19 protein-coding genes are annotated in these 18,065 nt (G+C 32.2%); 13 read left to right on the plus strand and 6 right to left on the minus strand.

Features of this window, described 5'->3' with window-relative positions:
* The first annotated feature begins 121 nt into the window (after window positions 1–121).
* From QYS48_RS00065 to QYS48_RS00075, 3 genes are read left to right on the plus strand one after another with little or no spacing between them, the layout of a single operon-like run.
* Window positions 122–691 (plus strand): RNA polymerase sigma factor, encoded by a 570-nt coding sequence (locus QYS48_RS00065; protein WP_308356998.1) that lies wholly within the window; start codon window positions 122–124, stop codon window positions 689–691.
* Entirely contained in the window at window positions 660–1,202 is a 543-nt protein-coding gene (locus QYS48_RS00070) for a hypothetical protein (RefSeq protein WP_308356999.1), read from the plus strand. The genes QYS48_RS00065 and QYS48_RS00070 overlap by 32 nt, the downstream gene beginning before the upstream one ends.
* Complete coding sequence (locus QYS48_RS00075) at window positions 1,186–2,247, plus strand: hypothetical protein (protein ID WP_308357000.1); 1,062 nt, start codon at window positions 1,186–1,188, stop codon at window positions 2,245–2,247. Before QYS48_RS00070 ends, QYS48_RS00075 begins: the two co-directional genes overlap by 17 nt.
* A gap of 53 nt (window positions 2,248–2,300) precedes the next feature.
* Here the strand turns inward: QYS48_RS00075 and QYS48_RS00080 are convergent, their stop codons facing one another.
* From QYS48_RS00080 to QYS48_RS00090, 3 genes are all read right to left on the minus strand, one after another.
* Window positions 2,301–2,699, minus strand: a complete 399-nt coding sequence (locus QYS48_RS00080) for a DUF1573 domain-containing protein (protein WP_302100082.1) — start codon at window positions 2,697–2,699, stop codon at window positions 2,301–2,303.
* Between the two features lie 104 nt (window positions 2,700–2,803).
* Entirely contained in the window at window positions 2,804–4,210 is a 1,407-nt protein-coding gene (locus QYS48_RS00085; RefSeq protein WP_308357001.1) for an AAA family ATPase, read from the minus strand.
* Entirely contained in the window at window positions 4,203–4,664 is a 462-nt protein-coding gene (locus tag QYS48_RS00090) for a PaaI family thioesterase (protein ID WP_308357002.1), read from the minus strand. The genes QYS48_RS00085 and QYS48_RS00090 overlap by 8 nt, the downstream gene beginning before the upstream one ends.
* A 42-nt stretch (window positions 4,665–4,706) precedes the next feature.
* Here QYS48_RS00090 and QYS48_RS00095 point away from each other — a divergent pair, with 42 nt between their 5' ends.
* From QYS48_RS00095 to QYS48_RS00115, 5 genes are all read left to right on the plus strand, one after another.
* On the plus strand, window positions 4,707–5,213 hold the full coding sequence (locus QYS48_RS00095) for an NUDIX domain-containing protein (RefSeq protein WP_308357003.1): 507 nt from the start codon (window positions 4,707–4,709) through the stop codon (window positions 5,211–5,213).
* A 39-nt stretch (window positions 5,214–5,252) separates the two neighbouring features.
* On the plus strand, window positions 5,253–5,825 hold the full coding sequence (locus QYS48_RS00100; protein WP_308357004.1) for a hypothetical protein: 573 nt from the start codon (window positions 5,253–5,255) through the stop codon (window positions 5,823–5,825).
* A 4-nt stretch (window positions 5,826–5,829) separates the two neighbouring features.
* Window positions 5,830–6,717, plus strand: a complete 888-nt coding sequence (locus QYS48_RS00105) for a DUF3822 family protein (protein WP_308357005.1) — start codon at window positions 5,830–5,832, stop codon at window positions 6,715–6,717.
* Between the two features lie 2 nt (window positions 6,718–6,719).
* The gene (gene coaD / locus QYS48_RS00110; RefSeq protein ID WP_308357006.1) at window positions 6,720–7,181 is read left to right on the plus strand and encodes a pantetheine-phosphate adenylyltransferase; all 462 of its coding nucleotides are present in this window, start codon (window positions 6,720–6,722) and stop codon (window positions 7,179–7,181) included.
* A 106-nt stretch (window positions 7,182–7,287) separates the two neighbouring features.
* Window positions 7,288–7,518, plus strand: coding sequence for a hypothetical protein (locus QYS48_RS00115; RefSeq protein ID WP_302100075.1), 231 nt, complete (start codon window positions 7,288–7,290; stop codon window positions 7,516–7,518).
* 37 nt (window positions 7,519–7,555) lie between these two features.
* Here QYS48_RS00115 and QYS48_RS00120 read toward each other — a convergent pair whose 3' ends face one another.
* Window positions 7,556–8,425 carry a hydroxymethylglutaryl-CoA lyase gene (locus tag QYS48_RS00120; RefSeq protein ID WP_308357007.1) on the minus strand — a complete coding sequence of 290 codons (870 nt, stop codon included), beginning with the start codon at window positions 8,423–8,425 and terminating at the stop codon, window positions 7,556–7,558.
* A 144-nt stretch (window positions 8,426–8,569) separates the two neighbouring features.
* Here QYS48_RS00120 and QYS48_RS00125 point away from each other — a divergent pair, with 144 nt between their 5' ends.
* Complete coding sequence (locus QYS48_RS00125; protein ID WP_308357008.1) at window positions 8,570–10,054, plus strand: polysaccharide biosynthesis C-terminal domain-containing protein; 1,485 nt, start codon at window positions 8,570–8,572, stop codon at window positions 10,052–10,054.
* Here the strand turns inward: QYS48_RS00125 and QYS48_RS00130 are convergent.
* Complete coding sequence (locus tag QYS48_RS00130) at window positions 10,044–11,132, minus strand: DegT/DnrJ/EryC1/StrS family aminotransferase (RefSeq protein WP_308357009.1); 1,089 nt, start codon at window positions 11,130–11,132, stop codon at window positions 10,044–10,046. The genes QYS48_RS00125 and QYS48_RS00130 overlap by 11 nt on opposite strands.
* 173 nt (window positions 11,133–11,305) lie before the next feature.
* On the opposite strand from QYS48_RS00130, the gene pfkA reads away from it, so the two are divergent.
* Genes pfkA through priA form a run of 4 tightly spaced genes read left to right on the plus strand, consistent with a single transcriptional unit; the run spans window position 11,306 to window position 17,815 of the window.
* Window positions 11,306–12,277, plus strand: coding sequence for a 6-phosphofructokinase (gene pfkA, locus QYS48_RS00135; RefSeq protein ID WP_308357010.1), 972 nt, complete (start codon window positions 11,306–11,308; stop codon window positions 12,275–12,277).
* Window positions 12,278–12,295: 18 nt separating this feature from the next.
* Window positions 12,296–13,285 carry a GSCFA domain-containing protein gene (locus QYS48_RS00140; protein WP_302100069.1) on the plus strand — a complete coding sequence of 330 codons (990 nt, stop codon included), beginning with the start codon at window positions 12,296–12,298 and terminating at the stop codon, window positions 13,283–13,285.
* Window positions 13,269–15,296 (plus strand): thioredoxin domain-containing protein, encoded by a 2,028-nt coding sequence (locus tag QYS48_RS00145; protein WP_308357011.1) that lies wholly within the window; start codon window positions 13,269–13,271, stop codon window positions 15,294–15,296. The genes QYS48_RS00140 and QYS48_RS00145 overlap by 17 nt, the downstream gene beginning before the upstream one ends.
* The gene (gene priA / locus QYS48_RS00150) at window positions 15,293–17,815 is read left to right on the plus strand and encodes a primosomal protein N' (RefSeq protein ID WP_308357012.1); all 2,523 of its coding nucleotides are present in this window, start codon (window positions 15,293–15,295) and stop codon (window positions 17,813–17,815) included. The genes QYS48_RS00145 and priA overlap by 4 nt, the downstream gene beginning before the upstream one ends.
* Before the next feature lie 45 nt (window positions 17,816–17,860).
* On the opposite strand, the gene QYS48_RS00155 is transcribed toward priA, so the two are convergent.
* Entirely contained in the window at window positions 17,861–18,052 is a 192-nt protein-coding gene (locus tag QYS48_RS00155) for a hypothetical protein (protein WP_302100049.1), read from the minus strand.
* Window positions 18,053–18,065: the final 13 nt, after the last annotated feature.

Genomic DNA, 18,065 nt, shown 5'->3' on the forward strand with positions numbered 1-18,065 from the left:
TAAGTTATTCCAATAGATTTTGAAGGCAAGTCCATATGGACTTGCCTTTTTTTTTGAAAAAAAATTATTTTCCGTGCAACTACTTATATTTAATTAAGTCATTAGGGCAGAATTAAAAGAATTGGAGAATATAGATATTAATATCCATAAAGAATTAATTGAAAAGTGTAAGCATGGTAGTCATGCTGCTTTCAAAGATTTATATATGCTTTATGCTAAATCAATGTATAATGTAGCATTTAGGATTTTACGGGATAGTAATATCACCGAAGACATTTTACAAGAAGCATTTATCAAAGCATTTTATAAAATTAATCAATTTGATTACCAAGCCACTTTTGGAGCTTGGTTAAAAAGAATAGTAGTTAACCAGTCACTTGACTATTTAAGAAAAGAAAGCAAATGGTTAATGGATGATGTAGAAAACAAAAGTATTGTTGAAGAGGAAGATATTGATTGGGAGGATATTGATTTAAGAGTGGACATGGTAAAAGAAGCTATTTTAAACCTTCCATCAGGTTTTAGAACAGTGGCCAGCCTTTATTTATTTGAAGGATATGAGCATAAAGAAATTGCTGAAATATTAGATATATCTGAAAACACATCTAAGTCACAATTTCACAGAGCGAAAAAGAAAATTAAAACTTTCATACAAGATTATGAAAAAGGACAAGTTAGAGCAATTTATTAATCATAATAGAAATCAATTTGAAGCAGATTTTGATCTAGATAAGAATTGGGATCAATTAGAAGCAAAAATTAATAAAAAGAAAGATAGACATCCTGGATGGATGGTGGCAGCTAGTATTGCAATGCTACTTGTTATAGGATGGTTAATTTATGATCGTGCAATTCTAACAGATAAAATAAATCAATTAGAGCAAATAACTTATAACAATAAGCCATATGCTGAAATTGAAAATTATTATCAAATAAATATTACTGAAAAAAAAGCAAAGATAAATGAATTATCAAAGCAAAATAATCTATCAGTTAAAACGGATTTAGCAGCATTAAATAAGAAATACAAGGATTTAAAAAGTCAAGTTAAAAATCAAGGTGCTCATCCTCAGTTGGTGAATGCCATGATTCAAAACTTGCAAACACAGATTGAAATCCTTGAACAGAAACTGAACATCTTGCAAGAGTTACAGGAATATAGTAAAAACGAAAAACAAGAAAACAATGAAATATCGATTTAAAATTATGGCAATTGCACTTTTATTGTGCAATACAATTTCCTTTGCTCAAAGTCAGCAAAATGAGATTTTGAAAAATTCATATACGCCTGCAAGCAAAAGCACTAAAGTAGAGATTAGTAATAATTTTGGAAATATTAACTTGGTAACATGGGATAACAACTCAATAGATGTATCAATAAAGCTTGAATCCGAAGGATTCTCCGACAAGGAAATTAGTGATATACTGGATAAAATAGATTTAAAAACAAATGAATCTGCAGCTGTAATATCAATCAAAACTGATTTAAAATCATATAATTTCACATCTAGAAAAAATAAGAGTTTTAAAATTAATTATGAGATTAAAATGCCTGATAACCATCCTTTATCTTTAAAAAATGAATTCGGCAATATTTTCATGACCGATTATAAAGGGAAAGCAGATATTAATCTTGAATATGGTGATTTAACGGCTGGTTCTATGCAAGAATTGCATTTAAGAAATGAATTCGGGAAAGTTAATATAGAATCAATTACTTCAGGTGATTTTGATTTAGAATATATTAATGAATTCAGCTTACAAAGTGCTGATCGATTAATTTTAAAATCAGAGTTCTCAAAGCTTGAAATAAGTAAAGTATCAACAATTGAATTTGATGTTGAGTATGGGAAATTAGAAATTGGTGAAGTAAATGATTATGATGGAAATGCTGAATTCTGTAGTATCTCTATTGACACAATCTTTGATAATTTCAATTTAGATGCGGAATATGCCAATGGAACAATAGAAATAAATCAAGTAAGTAAAGATATTAAATCCTTTAATCTTGATACTTCCTTCTCAAAATCAGAACTGACTCTAGAAAAAGGATCTAACTTTAAATTTGACACTGATCACTCATTTGGAAAATTGAACCTGAAAAGTCAAGACGTAAACTTCACCATGAAGGAAAAAGATATGAATGAGGAATCATATCAAGGAACTATAGGAAAAACGCCTAATCAAGCAAATACAACAATGCGAATCAAAACTTCTTATGGTGGATGTACGATAATCGGAGAGTAAAAAAAAGGCTGTTTCTCTTGAAACAGCCTTTTTTTTGATATTTAAAATCTAAATTAAGAGTCTTTTGGTAATACGTTGGTAGTAATCCTCACACTTCTCTCCTCACCTATATTCGAGACAATTCTAACAATTTTATTTTGTCTCCCCATTTTTCCTCTACTGTTAAATTTAACTGTGATTTCGCCAGTTTCACCTGGTGCAATTGCTTCACCTCTAGGATAACTAGGTACAGTACAACCACAGGTTGTTTTAACATTAGATATAATCAAAGGTTGTTTACCAGTATTTTCAAACTTGAATACATGTTCTACTACATCACCTTGTGAAATATCACCAAAGTCATGACTTTTCTCTTCAAACGTAATTTCTGGACCATTTGCACTCTCAGTGCTTTGTGCAATTGCTGCACTTAAGATGAAAAATGATGCGAAAAATAATAATGCCTTTCTCATGATTTAAGTATTTAATTTATTTTGTTAAGTAAAGTTACGAAATAATCGGAAAAATGATGCCTTATTATATTCAGGAATTGGAGTAATTCAAATTTAGAATAAGCTTAATTATAAAATTTTGGATGAAAATTAACTAAAAACAGTTCTTCTGTTGATCTGGTGATAGCAGTGTACAACCACCTGATATATTCCTTATTAATCATTTCATCCGTTAAATAACCCTGATCTACGAAAACTGACTTCCATTGCCCCCCTTGAGATTTATGGCAAGTTAAAGCATAAGCAAATTTAATTTGGAGAGCATTTAAATACGGATCTTTCTTAATCGCTGCCTTCCTTTCTGTTTTGGAAGATAAATCCATATAATCTTCTGCTACCTGATTATACAAATTCAAATAATCCTCATTACTTAAAGACGGACTATTTGCATGTAGTGTATCTAAAATTACTTTCACTTGTAAATTAGGATGATCTTCATAATCAGTTAGTCGTATTTCAAGGTCTGCAAATCTCAATCCGTACATCTCCTCAAAATTTATGACTTTAACGACTTCCATAAAGTCACCATTGGCTAAAAACCCACCAGGTGTATCTTCTGTTTGGTAAACATAATTATTACGCACAATCATTAAAAAATCCCCCGCTTCAAGCTCGCCTTCCATAAAATGAATTTGTCTCCTAATATACTCATTGTATTGTACTGCCATTTTATTACTCCTACATATAATAGCAGTATTCTCAATACCGTATTTATCATATGAATAACGCAAACCATCCTCAAGCCGCTCCCCTGTCATCTTAAAAATATCTTTGAAAGCTTGAGTTCTGAATTGAATTTTAAAATCCTTTTGTGAAAGTTGAGCTCTTAATAAAGTGGCATTATATAAAATCCCAGAACCTTCAGCCTGCCTCATCACTTCAGTCAAAATAGATTCTACTACTTCTGATCTATAGCTAGTCCGTAAGAAATTAGCATCTAATCCTGCACTATTCGATTTACCTACAGGAGGAAGTTGGGCATCATCCCCTATAAATAAAATTCTATTTCCAGGATTTTGAAAAATATAATTCACCACATCATCAAGTAAACTACTATTACCAAAACCTTTATCATCGGAAAGCATACTCGCTTCATCGATTATGAAAAGAGTATGCTCATGGTAATTTTTTTGTAATGAAAAATTAAGATCTCCGCTCCCTATTTCATTATTCTGATGATAAATCTTTTTATGAATAGTAAAAGCCAAACGCTTCGAGTAATTACTCATTACCTTAGCCGCACGTCCTGTGGGCGCCATCAAAACGTATTTATAGTTGAATAGCGGTAAAAATTTCACTAATGCACTGACAATAGTAGTTTTACCTGTACCAGCGTAACCTTTTAAAAGCATGATGGGCCTATCAGCATCATCAATATCAAAAAATGTATCTAACAGTTTAAAAAATTGAGACTGACTTGAGGTAGGCTCAAAAGGGAATTTCGACCTTATGATTTGTGATGCCTTAGGCATTCATTTTATGATTGATATCTTGTGGAGTAATTACAGCCATAGTAGTAGTGGCTTTAGCAATTAAACTCTTTTTATCACCTTCTACAGCATAAATTTCTGCTTCGCAAAAATTCAATTTCCTACCTTTTTTAATCACAGTTCCGATTGCATGAAGCTTTTCCCCAGTTCCCGCTTTAAAATAAGAAACTTTTATTTCTGCAGTAACCACATGGCAATCCATAGGAACCGTAGTATAAGCTGCAAAACCTGCTACTATATCGGCAATAGTAGCTGTAACTCCACCATGAACTAAACCTTTTTGTTGTTTATGAATTTGTTTAATATCTAGCCACCCTTCTGTTCTACCCTCTTCTATAACAGACAAATCGAAACCAATATGTTTCATGAATTCTTGTCTTTCAAGAAACTTCTCTACTCTTAACTTAAAGTCGTTTTCCACCGTATTTTCCAGCATTTTGTTTAAATTCAAAAAATATTCACAAATATAAGCATATTGATGAGTGCAAACCCAAAGGAAAGTATAAATCAAAAGTTTGGAGGTAAGATAAGAGTTCGTGTTGCTGGCATATTAATAGAAAATGAAAAAATATTATTATTGAAACATGATGGTGTGGGCAAAAGAGAATTTCTATGGTCGCCACCAGGCGGAGGTTTAGAATTTGGACAAGACGCTGAAAAAAATTTAATTAGAGAGTTTAAGGAAGAAACCGCTTTAAATATTAAAGTAATTAAGCTGCTGTTTGTGAATGAATTTATTAATGAAAGTATTCATGCAATTGAATTGTTTTATGAGGTGGAAAAGACAGGAGGAATACTTAAATTAGGAAAAGACCCTGAAATGGGAAAGCAGCAAATTTTAAGTGAATTAGCATTTTTTGATGAAAAAAAATTAAAAAACACAGAAAGAGACTATCTTCACAATATGTTTATTGGAATAAATAAACCCCAAGAAGTTTTAAATCTTAAAGGATATTTTAAATTTGTGAATAATTCCATAAAATAGCATTTTAAAATAATTTCTAAATAGAGAAAAAATAGAAAGATGAGTAAAACAAAGATTTTATCAATAGTTTTCTTCATAGCAGCAATTGTGATAGCCTACTTTTTTGTAGACAGCATAGCATATGATATTCAACAAGAAAAAAGAATAAAAAGAGAAGAAGCTCGAGTAATTGAAAAATTGAAGCAGATCCGTTCTGGTATGATCGCCTACCAAAGGGTAAATGGTGAATATACTAGCGACTGGGATAAATTAATAAACTTCATTGATTCTGGTGACTTTTACATCACAGAAAGATCTGAAACAATTATTCCTAGAGAATATGGTGGTGACAGTGTTGTAATCAATATTGACACATTAGGTACTATGCCTGTTTTTGATTCTTTATATGCTGATATTGAAAATTTCAAATTAGATAGATTACCATACAAACCTGGTTCTCAAGAAAAATTTGAGATTTTTGCTGATAAAATCATAAAAGGTTCAGTGAAAGTTGACGTATTTGAAGTAAAAGATCCTAGCCCTATTAATCCTAAAAGAAGAAAGGATAATAATGACAAAGCTTTAAGAGTAGGATCACGGTCAGAAGTAACAACAGCTGGTAACTGGGAATAATATTTTGGATATTACTAAAGAAAAAGTATTTAAATCACTCAAAAAGGTCAAGGACGATAAGTTTTCTATTGACAAAATCGAACAATACTGTTTAGTATTAGAGATTGGAGATAGAGATTTACAAGTAGCCGTCATTGACATCAAATCTGACAGAGTATTAATTCTTGAAGATTATAGTTTAACAAAAACTGAAGATGAACATCAAAAAGTGCAAGTATTAAAAGCACTTTTTGATGAGCATCATCTCCTTATGGTGGGCTTTTGGAAAGAAGTAGTACTTTGCTTCAAGAATCCAAAATATTGCTTGGCTCCCCTATCCTATTTTTCTAAGGATAATGCGAGAGCCATTCTCAAAATGAATTGTGAAGTTCAATCTTCTGACTCAGTTGGATATTACAAAGTAAACAGTAACGATTCTGTAAACATCTTTACCTACCAAAAGGAAGTTTTAAAATTTATTAGATCAATTTACGTAAACAGCAAAATTAGAGTTACTCACCAAAGTGGCATGCTGGTGAATGCTGTTTTATCGAACCCTCCTTTTGCCAATGAAAATGAACTATCATTGTATATTGATAGATTCTATCTTCATGCAGCAGTAACTAATAATGGTAAATTGGTTTACTTTAATTCATTTAAAATCCAAAAATTCGAGGAGTATATTAAGTATATCAACCTCATCTGCCATGAATTTAAAATCCTTAAAAAAGAAGGTATCATAAAAGTGTGGGGTTATATCAAGAAAGATTCCTCACATTTTGAAGCCTTAAAAAAGAATTTTCCTGTTATAGAAGTAGGCAATAGAACTTCTAAATTAAACTTTGGATTTAAATTTGACGAAATACCTGAACATCAATATTTTGATGTTTTTGGAAACTATTTCAACCTATAAGCATGTCTAAAAGAATAGCAATTTTCCCAGGATCATTTGATCCTTTTACTAAAGGTCATCATGACATTGTACAAAGGGGCTTAAAGATATTTGATGAGATAATAATTGCTATTGGCTACAATTCAAAAAAACAAAATCGATACTTCGATATCGATTTGATGATTGATAAACTTGAAGAAACTTTCAAATCAGAGCCAAGAGTTAAGGTTATCGTTTACAATAAACTTACTTCTTCCCTAGCTAAAGAACTTAATGCAGGTTTTTTATTAAGAGGTTTGAGAAATACAACTGATTTTGAATATGAAAATAGTATATCCCAAGTTAACAAATATCTAAACGAGAGTTTAGAGTCTGTATTTTTAATTACATCTCCTGAATATGCAGCTATAAGCTCAACTATTATTAGGGAAGTACATAAATTCAAAGGCGAAGTAAATGAATTTTTGCCCTATAAATTAGAGTAAGATTAGCTCTTCATATTTCTCTAATAAATATTAAAAAAAACTTCTCAAAAAATATACAAGCTATTTTAAAATACGTTACATTTCGTCATATAAATGCAACTTAAAAATGGCACTTAATGAAGTATCGGATTTCGCAGAATTTGACGAATACGATGACAATGACTATGATGATCTCTCAGATGATTATTTTGATGATGGTGATACCGATGACATCAAATTATCAGATGATGAGGAGGATGACGACAATTGGCGATTTAAAATCGATGATGGCTACGATCAAGAAGACAGTGACTATGAATTCGAAGATGATCTTGACGTAGATTTAGAAGATTTTTAAATTAAATGGGTGGTATTTTTTACACACCCATTTTTTCTTACGAAGGAAATACCTCAAGAGCTAACTCTTGTGCTTTCGCAAAAGCCTCTTGATCTAATCCTAATTCAATATTGTTCTTATTAAAGTAGGCTACCATATCTTCCGTCACCATATTCCCCACTAATTCATCCTTAGCCATAGGGCATCCTCCAAATCCTTTTATTGCACCATCAAACCTGCGACAGCCCGAAGTATAAGCTGCTTCGACCTTTTCCCATATTGTAGCTGGATTACTATGCAAATGAGCTCCGAATTCTATGTGAGGATATTTAGGAATTAGTTGATTAAAGATCCAGGAAATGTTTTCTGGATTAGAAACCCCTATTGTGTCAGATAAAGAAATCACTTTAACGTTCATCTTATCCAGCTTTTCCACAAAATCTTGTACAAAGCTAGCATCATAAGGATCGCCATAAGGATTACCGAAACCCATTGACAAGTAAACAACGAGTGTTTTAGAGTGAGCAATTGAGAGCTCCTGAATTTGGGCTAAATCTTCTAATGCTGTTGCAATTGACCTTTTAGTATTTCTTTGTTGAAATGTTTCAGAAAGAGATAATGGATAACCTAAGTATGAAATATGATCAAACTTCACTGCATCAGATGCTCCTCTTTGATTGGCAATAATAGCCAATAATTTAGATTGAGAATCTTGCCAATTTATTGAATCAAATACCTCAGCACTGTCACGCATTTGAGGAATGGCTTTAGGAGACACAAAACTTCCGGCATCAATGGTATCAAAACCTACTTTTAGTAATTGATTTAAATAATTTATTTTTTTATCCGTAGGAATAAAGTCATGCAGGCCTTGCATAGCATCTCTAGGACATTCTATAAGTTTAATATTTTGATTTTTCGTTTCCATATGCCAAAACTAATCAATGTAAAATTCAGCTAAAAGATTTATTTATACCTATTCAATTTCAATAAAAGATAAATGCTCAGTATAATAGCATTTTATTACAATCAACTTCCTAAATTTCAGTTTGGTTTAAATAAGATATAAAGAGTGGGAATAGTCATTAAGCAAAGTGCGTACGCCTCCGTCATCAATTATATAGGAGTTGCCATTGGGGCATTCACCACAATGATCGTGTTTCCGAAATTTCTTACTCAAGAAGAATTCGGATTATTTAGAGTCGTAATATCAATGGCGATTATTTTATCTCCATTTGCTCAGTTAGGGTTACCACGTAGTACTTTAAGGTATTTTCCTCGATTTAATACTAGTCCGAAAGCAGCAGGTAGGTTTTTTACTTTTGTACTAATATTAGGATTTTTCACTATTCTGTTATTTATCCTATTATTTCAATTGGTGGATGATTGGGTTTTTAGTTTTTTTCAAAAAAACGCTTCCGATTTAGTACATCAATATTGGTTGATTATTAGTTTAGCGGTTATTCTGGTTTATATATCTATAATAGAAGCCTATTATAAAGCCCAGTTAAATGTGATTATCCCCACTTTCATGAGAGAGATCTTTTTAAAAGCCTCTAGTGGTATTTTAGCTTTGCTTTACTTCTTCGACATAATTTCATTTGAATGGTTCCTCAAATATATTGTGATTTCTTATGCTGTAAGTCTAGTAGTTTTAGTTGTTATTTTGTTGTTAAAAAAACAATTGCATTTCAATTTTTCGATTTTTCAGCTTAAAAAACCTTTTGTAAAAGAAATGCTGAAATACATGGTTTTTATAATGGCTGGGGCTGTTGGATCAGTCATTGTATTTCAAATAGATCAACTCATGGTTACTGGTTTCATGGGGACTAGTTACAATGCAATTTATGTAATAGCTTTTTTCATGGGTACAGTAATTGAAATCCCGAGAAGAAGTATATCTCAAATGTCAGATGCTATAATTGCTAATGCTTTTGAAAATGAAAGAATCGATGAGGTGAAGAAAATTTATAAACAGAGTAGTATAAACCAGTTGATTCTCGGAGGTTTTGTATTCATACTTGTGGTAATCAATTTGGATAACATTTATGCCATCATGCCGAAAGGCGATGATTATATCGATGGGAAATTAGTTGCCGTAGTAATAGGAATTAGTAAGCTCATCTTGATGGCGTTTGGAGTAAATTCAGAAATCATTATTTCATCAAAATACTATAAAAGTAATATTTACTTTGTTCTAATTCTAGCGGCCTTAACTGTACTTTTTAATGCCATTTTAATACCTGAATTTGGTTTAATAGGTGCAGCATTAGCCACACTTTTTTCAATATTTTTATATAACCTGATGAAAATGATTTTTATCTATCATAAATTACATTTTCAGCCATTCTCAATTCATACAGTCAGTGCAATAGCGATAACTGTTATTAGTTTTGTAATCTTGAATTATATCCCTCAATTTGAGGATGGTATTCTAAATGCTATTTATTTAAGTGTAATCGCATCCATAATTTTTGGGTTATTGATGTTGATATTTAAACCTTCAAAAGAGATAGACACAATTATAAAACCAATTAAAGATAAGTTTAAGTCTTAAAATAAGTTAAAATGGCATTGGCTACATATTTTATTTCTTCTTTTGTGTGGTTGGGATGAATCGGTAATGACAATACTATGTCTGCTATATTAGTTGCATTAGAACAAGATGTTGAACGGTCAAAAACATCCATATCTGAAATTGCATTAGGATAGTGAATTTGAGTTTCTATACCTTTTTTCTTTAAGTAGCTTTTTAGACTATCTCTTTTTTCTGTTTTAATTACAAACTGATGGTAAACATGACCTTCTGAATGAATAGGCAATGAAATTCCATTTAATTGCCTTAATATATCTTGATAGATTTTTGCAAACTCAATCCGTTTTTGATTTTCTGCATCTAAGTCTGGTAATTTTGATTGTAAAATTGCTGCTTGAAGCTCATCCATTCTACTATTTCGGCCTAACTGAATATGTTCATCACGTTTTATTTGACCATGATTGGCCCACAGATAGCAACTCTCTGCCAAATCTTGATCATTCGTTACAATAGCTCCCCCATCCCCTAACGCTCCTAAATTTTTGGTCGGATAAAAGCTGAATGCTGCTATATCACCAAAGGCTCCAGCTTTAATTTCATTTAAACTGGCCCCATGTGCTTGAGCACAATCCTCAATTAATAGGATTCCATTTTCTTTGCAAAAAGAAGCTATTTCTTCAGTTTCAGGATGAACTTGACCGAATAAATGAGGTAAAATTATAGCTTTAGTGTTACAGTTTATCAATGATTTTAAATGATTAAAATCCATCATAAAATGAGCTGGATTGATATCACAAAAAACCAATTGAGCGCCCACAATTTTAACAACTGAAGCATCAGAATACCAGCTAAATGCTGCAGTAATAACTTCATCATTAGGTGAAATATTGATACTTCTCAAAATGATCTCAAGAGAATCCGTACAATTAGCGGTAAGGATTACATTTTCTACATTTAAATACCTGGCAAATGCTAGTTTAAATTTTTGATGATATTCACCATTCATAAACACACCTTTATTCACAACTTTTTGTAAAACTGACATCAAATCCTGATTTTGATTATTCAACTTTATGAATGGAATATAATCGTAAGTCATCTTGTGAATTTTAAGAATAGTTTAAAGATATAGTAATTTTTATTTGCATTAAAAGACATGCTTTTCCAACTTTAAATCTGTTTTCAAATGAATGAGCGATTAATTTTACTAAATTGGTTAAATATCATTAGCAGTTCCAAATATTGGAATTATTTATTATAAATACGGTATAAATGAAGAAAGTAGCAATAATGACCTCCGGAGGTGATGCACCAGGAATGAATGCATGTTTAAGAGCGGCAGTACGAGGGGCCATCTATCATGGGATAGAGATTTACGGCATATATAGAGGTTATGACGGCATGATTGAAGGAGATATTGTAAAGATGAATTCTCATTCAGTGAGTAACATTATTCAAAAAGGAGGAACTATTCTTAAATCAGCAAGAAGTGAAGAGTTCAAAACCAAAGAAGGCCGTAAAAAAGCATATGATCAATTGACTAAATTAGGTATAGAAGGACTAATTACAATTGGTGGAGATGGCACCTTTACAGGAGCTAAAATTTTCTATGATGAATATCAAATTCCAACCGTAGGCGCTCCCGGAACTATAGATAATGATCTCTATGGTACTGATTATACTATTGGTTTCGATACAGCAGTTAATACTGCTTTAGGTGCAATTGATAAAATAAGAGATACTGCTGACTCTCATAATAGGCTATTCTTTATCGAAGTTATGGGGCGTGATTCTGGCTATATTGCTATCAGGTCGGGAATTGGCGGAGGAGCTGAATTAGTAATGGTTCCTGAAACTTCAACTAGCATAAAAGAAGTTATAAGCACTCTTCAAGAAGGCTGGGCTAGACATAAAACCTCATCTATTGTTGTAGTAGCAGAAGGAGATGAAGAAGGAAATGCCATGGAAATAGCTGAGAAGGTTAAAAAGAAAATTGCTCAGAAAGATATAAAAGTTTCAATTTTAGGCCATATACAAAGAGGTGGCTCTCCTAGTGCTCAAGATAGGATATTGGCTAGCCGTTTAGGATTAGGTGCAATAGAAGGCTTAATGAAGGGAAAGAAAAATGTTATGGCTGGCATAATAAATGACAAGTTAGTCTATACTTCATTTGAAGATAGTATTACTAAAAACAAACCCCTTAATCAGGAATTAATTCATATGGTAAAAGTGTTGAGCGTCTAAAATATTTCGAATAGGGAAATGGAATTAAAAACCACAATTGAAATAAAACCAACTGAGGAAAAAATACATCCTCATGATAGAATTACTTCCATAGGAAGTTGTTTTGCAGATCATATCGGAAGTCGATTTGAGGAAATGAAAATGGATATATTAAGTAATCCATATGGAATTATTTATAATCCCATTTCTCAAATGAGACTAATCAAAGCAGCTCTAAATGATGAGGATCTTAGAGAAGATCATATCATTGAAAACAGAGACATTTATAATCATTTAGATGCACATTCTATCTTCGGTAAGAAAAATCTTATAGAGCTCAAAGAGGGCATTAGAGAAGCTTCAGCAAAGCTTAAAGATTATTTAGAAAGTTCGAAAGTATTGATCTTAACCTTTGGAACAGCTTGGGTTTATAGATATGAGAAAACTCAGGAAATTATAGCTAACTGCCATAAGTTACCATCTCAAAATTTCAATAAGGAATTATTGGAGTTGGATGAAATTATCAGCGAAGTGAGTGCCACGTTAAAACTCTTAAAAGAAAAAAATCCTGATTTAAGAATAATTTTAACGGTTAGCCCAGTGCGGCATATTAAAGATGGTATACCAGAAAATATGTTAAGTAAATCCATCTTAAGATTAGCTGCTCATAAAATCAAAAAATCTTTAGAAAAGACCTATTATTTTCCATCCTTTGAATTAATGTTGGATGATTTAAGGGACTATAGGTTTTATGCTGAAGATATGATTCACCCTAACAATGTAGCTCGGAATTTTATTTGGCAACGGTTTAGAGAGACTTTCTTTTCAGAACCTTTGTTTGCGTATTGTGATAAATGGCAGTCGATAAAAAACGACTTAAACCACAGAGTGATGAACCCAGGATCAGAAGAGCATATTCAGTTTTTGGAAGCACTTCAAAAGAAATTAAATAGATTTTCAGTAATGGGAAATGTAGAAGCTGAAATTGAACATGTTGAAAAAGAATTAGAGAATGCCAAAACCCAATAAGCTTATTCACGAAACGAGCCCGTATCTATTACAACATGCCTACAATCCGGTTGAATGGCAGGCATGGAATGAAGAAGCTTTAAATCGAGCTAGAGCGGAAGATAAACCCATTTTATTAAGTATTGGCTATGCTGCTTGTCACTGGTGCCACGTAATGGAGCATGAAAGTTTTGAAGATAATGAGGTAGCTAATGTGATGAATGAAAACTATATCTGTATTAAGCTAGATAGAGAAGAAAGGCCCGATATAGACCAGATTTACATGGATGCCATTCAAAATATGGGATTAAATGGCGGCTGGCCTCTGAATGTATTTCTAATGCCTGATCAAAAACCTTTTTATGGTGGTACTTATTTTCCTAAGCATAAATGGCTTGAGATATTAGATAAAGTAGCCATAGCCTTTCAAAATAGTAGAAAGCAGTTAGCTGAATCGGCAGATAAATTCTCGAAAGCACTAAATGTATCTGAAGTAGAAAAGCTAAACCTCGGTATAAATAAAGATCATAATTTTGATAATAGCGTGTTGATTCAGGCCTATCAAAAACTTAGTGAAAGCTTTGATTGGGATAATGGAGGTACCTTAGGAGCTCCTAAATTTCCAATGCCAGTTATATGGCAATTTTTAATGCAATATGCTTTTCACAGCAAAAACCCTGAAGCTAAAAAAGCATTGGAATTCACATTAGAATCAATGGCTGATGGAGGAATCTATGATCAGATTGGTGGTGGTTTTGCTCGCTATTCTGTTGATGCGGAATGGTTTGCTCCTCATTTTGAGAAAATGTTATATGACAACGGGCAATTGATAAGTTTATATGCAGATGCTTATAGGTTCACTAAAAACCCATATTTCAAAGAAGTATTTGAAGACAGTATAAAATTCATGGTAAGAGAACTGATGGATCCTAATTGCAGATTCTATTCCGCTCTCGATGCCGATTCTGAAGGTGTTGAAGGGAAGTTCTATACCTGGACTTATAATGAGCTTAAAAATCATATAAATGAAAATGAAGAGCCTGTTTTAAAATTTCTCAATGTTGAAAAAGAAGGTAATTGGGAGAATGGAGTTAATATTCTTTTTCGACATACTTCCATTGAGTCTTTTTGCAAAGCTGAAAACTTGGACAGTTCTAACTTTAAAGAAACCTTCAATAGCGTTAAAGATAAATTATTAGATCAAAGAGAGGAAAGAATAAGACCAGCATTAGATGATAAAATTCTAACTGGATGGAATGCTTTACAACTTAAAGGACTCTGTGATGCCTATAAAGCTCACAAGGACGAAAAGTACAAAGCAATTGCACTCGACAACTTTGTTTTCTTAAGTGAATTCGTATGGGATGGAACTGTGCTTTATAGAAGCTTTAAAAATGATCAAGCGAAAATTAAAGCGTATTTAGAAGACTATGCCCTAACTATACAGGCTCTAATTTCTTTATTTGAAATCACATCGGATTTAAAGGTTCTCAATTTTGCTGAAATGCTGGCAAACTATACGATTGAAAATTTTTATGATGAAAAGGAAAAATTATTCTTCTACACAGATAAAAATAGTGAGACTTTAATAGCCAGAAAAAAAGAGATTTTTGATAATGTAATTCCATCTTCTAATTCAATCATGATTCAAAATCTGCATTGGTTAGGGATTCTGAAAGGAAATTCTGCATTTACAGACATTTCGAATGAGATGTTAAAACAAACTCAACATCTTATAGCCCGAGAACCAAAATTCTTGTCAAATTGGGCTTCTGCTTTTATTTTAAAATCATACCCAAGTTATGATGTAGTGATTGTGGGTAAAGATGCTAAAAAAATTCAAAGGGAATTGTGGCAACACTATTTACCTAATGCATTTTGCATGGCTATAGAGGAAGAAAATAATGATGAGTTGGTTTGGAAAGGTAAAGAAATTATTAATACTAAAACAAGTATATATGTTTGCGAAAATAATGCTTGTCAATATCCCGTTTTTACTGCCGAAGATGCTATAGCTTTACTAAGTAAATGAGTCAACTTAGCTTGAATACGGTTAAGGAAGATAATTTAGAAAAAACTTTCTTTGTACAAGTATTATTACCAATACCTGTACCAAAAACTTTTACATATAGAGTAGCGAGAAATAGCGAAAATCAGATTCAAGTTGGAGTTAGAGTAATTGTCCCTTTTGGAAAAAAGAAAATCATAAGTGGAATTATTACTGATGTTCATCATAATGCCCCTGAGGATTATGAGGCAAAATATGTTTTAGAAGTACTCGATGATTACCCTATCATCAGCAATCAACAATTAAAGCTATTTGGATGGATTGCTCAATATTATATGGCAACTGATGGAGAAGTTTTAAATGTAGGCTTGCCATCAGGGCTAAAATTAAGTAGTGAATCAAAAATCCAATTAAACCCTGCTTTTAACAAAGAAGACTCCCCCCATATTTTTAGTGAAATAGAGAGTGTGGTAATCAATGTATTGGAAAAAGAAGGCCTACTCTCCTATCAGCAATTACTCGAAATAACAAATACAAAGCAAATCAGCTATTTAATTAAAGAATTGCTTAATAAACAGGTCATCATTTTAATAGAGCAAGTACAAGAACGTTACAAACCCAAAACTGAAAAGAGACTAAGGTTAAAAAAAGAATGGCTAGAAGAAGCCAAACTTAATTCTCTCATGCAGGAATTGGATAAAAAACCTAAGCAATTAGATGTTCTTTTAAAATACCTTCAATCTGTCCCTATTTTCAATGAAATAGATAAAAATGAAGAAGGCATTCCAAAAAGCCTTTTAAAAGAAGAAAGCTTTTCAATTTCTTCCATCAATACATTAATAAAAAATAAAATATTTGAAGAATTTGAAATCATCGTCTCAAGATTAGATTACCTAAATAGACAAGAATTTATTGATCATGAGATTACGTTAAGTGAAGCACAAGAAAAATGTAGATCAGAGATCAATGAAATATTTACAAAAAAGGATGTAGCGCTTCTTCATGGTATTACAGGCAGTGGTAAAACTGAAATCTATCTTTCCCTTATTAAAGAAGTAATTGAAAGTGGTTCGCAAGCTTTATTTTTATTGCCTGAAATAGCTATCACCACCCAAATGATCCAACGGGTGAGAAAAATTTTTGGTGATCAAGTGGGTATTTATCATTCTAAATTCTCTGATGCAGAGCGCGTGGAAGTATGGAAAGGTGTAGCAGAAGGAAAGATTAATTTTGTAATTGGTGTTCGCTCATCCATTTTACTTCCATTCAACAATCTATCACTGCTTGTAGTAGATGAGGAGCATGAAAGCAGTTATAAGCAGTTTGATCCTGCCCCACGGTATCATGCACGTGATACCGCTGTAGTTTTAGCTAAAATTCATCAGGCTAAACTTATTTTAGGTTCTGCAACACCTTCCTATGAAAGCTATTATAATGCTTTAAATGGCAAATATGGCTTAACGCAGTTAACTGAAAGATTTGGTGAGGGAAAAATGCCGGAAATTCAGGTAATTGATATGAAAAAACAAAAGGCTAAAAAGTTGGTGAAAGATGACTTTAGCCATGTATTTTTAACTGCTCTTGAGGAAGAAATTAGTAAAGGTAATCAAGCCATTATATTTCAAAACAGAAGAGGTTATGCACCCTATTTACAATGCGAAACCTGTGGATGGATAGCAGAGTGTCAAAATTGCTCGGTGAGTCTAACCTATCATATGCATCAACATGAGCTTAAATGCCATTATTGTGGTTATAAACAAAAAAGCCCCAATGCTTGCTTAAACTGTGAATCTAGTGCATTGGTTATGAAAGGCTTTGGTACTGAAAAAATAGAAGATGATCTAAAACTGCAACTATCTGATGTTAAAATCCAAAGAATGGATAGAGATACTACCAAAAAGAAATATTCCTATAATCAAATCATAGAAGCCTTTGAAAGTGGTGAAACTCAAATTTTGATAGGTACGCAAATGGTCACAAAAGGGCTGGATTTTGAAAAGGTGAGTTTGGTTGGAATTGTAGATGCAGATAGAATGATGTATTATCCTGATTTTAGAGCCCATGAACGTGCATTTCAGATGATGCTTCAAGTTAGTGGAAGAGCTGGAAGAACTAATAAAGATGGAAAAGTTTTAATTCAAAGCTTTCAACCTAAACATCCTCTTTTTGATTATCTATTAAAATATGATTATGAGGGTTTTTATCAACTACAGTTAAATGAAAGACAAGCTTTCTTCTACCCACCTTTCTGTAGATTAATTAAAATCATTTTAAAGGGATCGGAATCTCAGAATGTTTATCAATCTGCTACAATGCTCTATGAATCCTTGGTAATTCAGCTAGGAAATCAAAGAGTGTTAGCTCCACACGAACCACTTATTTCTAAAATTAGAAATATTTATCATATGGAAATATGGATCAAATTAGAAAAAGGATATCCCTTAGAATCAACAAAAGAGGGGATAAAATCTATTGTTGAAAAACTTAATGAAAATGCACATTTCAGAAAGATTAGAGTTATTTATGATGTAGATCCTCAGTAAAAAAGGTCTGTTTATGAACAGACCTTGTAATTAAAGTTTTAAAGATTATTTTTTCTTTTTATCGTATAGTTTTTTAGCGCCAAATGCAGCACCAGCAGCAATTAAGTATTCTATACCTGTAATGGGTACAGGATTACTATCTGGTGGTGGCGGTGGTGGGCCAGGCTGTGCAATTGCAGCATAAATCCCAACAAATAAAACCATGAAAACGATTGATAATACTATTTTATAATTCATTTGTATTCCCTAT

The sequence above is a fragment of the Marivirga arenosa genome, assembly GCF_030503895.2.
GTDB classification, from domain to species: domain Bacteria; phylum Bacteroidota; class Bacteroidia; order Cytophagales; family Cyclobacteriaceae; genus Marivirga; species Marivirga arenosa.